This window comes from Bacillus sp. A015 (assembly GCF_053851875.1).
On sequence record NZ_JBSPZB010000044.1, the window covers coordinates 1 to 3,526 of the forward strand.

Sequence of the window (3,526 nt, forward strand, 5' to 3'; positions counted from 1 at the left end):
TGGACATGGAAAGGACCATGTCCAGCGTAAGCCAACTGATATATTTTATCAAAATAAGTGAAAACCCCACTTTTACTTCAAGTAAAGGTGGGGTTTGTCTACGGTCTGAAACACCTTATCTCCTAAGGTGTCCGGTACTTGTTTGTTAATTTTAAGAAACGTCTTTTGCTTTTCTTTTCAGGTAATTCTTCTAAACATTCTTGTAATAATCGTTTATATCTGTTCAATATTAATAGCTCTTTTTTTTCAAATTGGTTATTGAAGACCCAGATTCCAACAACCAAAACAGCAACATACACGATTAAAAAATACGGCGCAAATTCATGTACTTTCTTTAGCATAAGAACACTATAATTCATCATGCTTCCAAATAAAAAAGACATGATTGCAAAAAGAGCTGTAGTGTAATGACTAAAAGATTTCTTATTATCTATCATATCTTCAATCCTACCCAGAAGCATTTGAATCTCTTTTGGTTTATGCTTCTTCTTAATTTTCTCTTTAAATACTGTTTGTTGATTAATAGTTGCTTTATGCATACCCTTCCCAAATTGTTTCAAATAACTTGATATGTATTTACTCTGACCAAATGTTGTTGATTCGTTAATTTCATTCATAAGAATCACCTCCTAAACTTATATCGGAGGTGATTTGGAAATTTTCATGTGTTCAGTGAAATGATTTTATTTAACGTAAAATTCAGATGTGTAGAACGTACCAACTGTTTCAACATGGTTGCCTTGCCTGTCATATCGTTCAGCATCCACCTTAAATCGGTAAGTACCTTTCTTGTTACCAAGCGACTCTTTGATGTCAAATTGATCATAAAGCTTTTCACCTAGGTTAAGCGGGTTCGGGGAATTTGTTTTAATTGTCTCCCATTTCCCTGCAACTTTGCGTTGAGGTATAAGGTTTGGCCCACAAATGTAATCATTGTGATTTTGAACCGCAACAACCACAACCTTGTCCTTTCCTAAAATATGATTCGCTTTTTTCGGATTAGCAGATACACCAAATTTTGATGCCATGCTCATCATCTCCCTTTTTATATTTTTGCGCTCCTATCCCTCACCAAAGCACCTGCAGCCATACACCCAAAAGACGACTGTTCCCATCAAATCAGCGTTTTCTTCGGACTCGGCTGCCTTGTCTTTGATACGTTTCGCGTCTCGTTCCCATGATCTCTTCCCAATCTCGTTTCGTTATTGGGTCAGCATCGCTCTCCTTCTTTCTATTAGAACCAGGAGCAATGCTTTTAAATTGCTTTAATGTCTCTTTAGAAACAGAATCCCTGATCTTCATGTCACTCGCTCCTTGCCGAATAAGTACCACCTTACGCTATTCGCTTAAATAGATTTTTCAATGATGACTACACTCCGAGAGGATGCCAAGTACAGTCCATCATCAATAAGTAAAATGAAAAACTGTCCTCGATACGGCTGCCGCAGACCAGCTGCTATCCAGGCTCAGAATGTCCCTCTCGTATGGCCACATTCCTCAACACCTTTGTTCCGTATCCAGATACGCCATTGATAAGGGAAAGACGCGTCTCCCAATAAAAAAAGCGGACACCAATCAAGGCACTTAAAGTGCTCAATGATCAGCGTCCGCAGGTTCTTCCTTCTGGACAACATATTCCGTTCGTTTTGCTTGTTTCTATCATACGATGATCCACATTGGAAAAAAGGTCCCCTTTTTACCCCTCTTTTTCTCGTTTTTTTCTCGGTATGAAGGCCAATAAACACAAAAAACCTTGAAAGGCATAAAACCAATCAAGGTCAAAGTATTAATAAAACCTATTATCATATTTCCTTTTGCCATACTTTCTTTCCATCGGTTAAAAGTACTGCACTCGGTGGATCATCGTAAAGTGAAATTTCAACTAATGAACCTTTCTTTTGTATTAACCAATTATATAAAACACTTTCTTCACTAGTTGGATGCGCTAAAATATCATTTACCTGAAATGCAACTGCATAGTATTCTGTATAACCCATATCATCTTCATCCAACCCATTGTCCGTTTCAAAGAGTGTGTCTGGTTCACCAATAACCTTTAATCCACTATCCCACTCTATTATTAAATCACTATCTTTATACTTTTTTAACGCTTCTATTAAAGGATCATATTCCATGTGTATCCTCCTTTTATTTTTTCAATGGTTCTGAAGGCACTATATGTGCTCCGTCTTTTCCGTAATGAATCATTCCTCTAGTAGTTTCAAGGTATTCCCCAGTATCACGACCATCATAGTATTTTCCAATTGGTTTGCCAAAGTCGACTCTTTCTTTTTTACCATTTGGTAGCAGTTGACCCTTCCCTGAAAACTTATCCAGCAATTCTTGTGCTGTTTTATTATCGCCATAGAAAATACTCTTGTTTTTTCCATTAGCAATTTCTTGTTTGTAATTTGGCGTATTAGGGATATGTTTCTCTTGAGCACCTGGCTTTATTTTAGCTGGGAATCCATGAACTTCTCTGTAAGGCCCTAGAGGTACTGACTTCTTTCCATAAGAAGGTACACCATTACCGGTACCCTTAATCCCCATCTTCCCATGGAACCCTTTCGCCCCAAACGGCAAAAGCATTCCAAGCGCCGCATTCATGCTCGCTTCCTGCTTTTCTTTTGAGATTTTGTTCCCAAACATGTCTCTTCCCGTAATCGCTTCGCTGAAGCCGTTGGTTGCGGTGAGACCATATAAGCCTTTTTGTGATGTCTTCAAGGCGTCAAAGGACTTTTGGGACGTCTTGTAGATGTCGACTGCTCTGACTGCAGCTGACGTGGCTTGAGTGGTTTTATAGACAGCTTTTCCACCTTTGAAAATGCGTCCTGCCCAGCCGACGATAGGGATATAACCCGCTGCTGCCATGCCACCTGCTGCGACTCGCTGGCCTGCGGTAAGCTCTTCGCCTGTAATTGGATCGACGCCTGTAGCTGCACGTTTTGCATCGTTCACGCCGGTCAACTCATTGACAATGTTTCCGCCATAATCGAGTGCTTTTTCATACCACGGACGGTTCGCCAGTGCTTCTTGTTCTTTCTCGATCTCGCGGGCTTCTTCTTGTTCTTTTTTGATTTTAAGATATTCAGCAGTTTGCTTCTCAATATCGCTTTTTGCCTTGTAGATTTCACTATTTTGATACGCTTTCTTGTCAAAATTCATAGGCGAAATGGATTTTCCGTCATTTGTCGCATTCATCATTTCTGCGTACAATGCCATTGTAGCCTTCTGCTCAGCCTCTGACAAAGCATATTCATCTTTTAAATTTTGATCAAGTTCTATTAAATCTTTTACCGTCTTTTTTCTTTCGTCTTCCGCATCTGCGATCTTTTCATCAAAGGTTTGGCTATCAAATACCTCCAAAGAAATGAGGTCATCAATGTCTTGAAAAATGGTTTTGAGTGCCTTTTTTTGATCCTTCACAATACTTTTGGCGTTTTTGATTCCCATATGAACAGCGTTGTCTAAAAAGTGTTCTTCCACAAAGGTATCGCCGCCAAAACTTGTATCATCAAGTGTACCA

5 protein-coding genes are annotated in these 3,526 nt (G+C 39.3%); all 5 read right to left on the reverse strand.

Annotated features, from left to right (window positions below):
• Nucleotides 1–122 precede the first annotated feature (122 nt).
• Complete coding sequence (locus ACSLGF_RS18685) at nucleotides 123–617, reverse strand: hypothetical protein (protein ID WP_456007805.1); 495 nt, start codon at nucleotides 615–617, stop codon at nucleotides 123–125.
• A 66-nt stretch (nucleotides 618–683) separates the two neighbouring features.
• The gene (locus ACSLGF_RS18690; protein WP_456007807.1) at nucleotides 684–1,028 is read right to left on the reverse strand and encodes a structural protein; all 345 of its coding nucleotides are present in this window, start codon (nucleotides 1,026–1,028) and stop codon (nucleotides 684–686) included.
• A 91-nt stretch (nucleotides 1,029–1,119) separates the two neighbouring features.
• The gene (locus ACSLGF_RS18695) at nucleotides 1,120–1,302 is read right to left on the reverse strand and encodes a hypothetical protein (RefSeq protein ID WP_456007809.1); all 183 of its coding nucleotides are present in this window, start codon (nucleotides 1,300–1,302) and stop codon (nucleotides 1,120–1,122) included.
• Nucleotides 1,303–1,802: 500 nt separating this feature from the next.
• Complete coding sequence (locus ACSLGF_RS18700) at nucleotides 1,803–2,135, reverse strand: hypothetical protein (RefSeq protein WP_456007811.1); 333 nt, start codon at nucleotides 2,133–2,135, stop codon at nucleotides 1,803–1,805.
• Between the two features lie 13 nt (nucleotides 2,136–2,148).
• Nucleotides 2,149–3,526: polymorphic toxin type 50 domain-containing protein (locus ACSLGF_RS18705; protein WP_456007813.1), on the reverse strand; the 1,378-nt coding region annotated here is incomplete at its 5' end.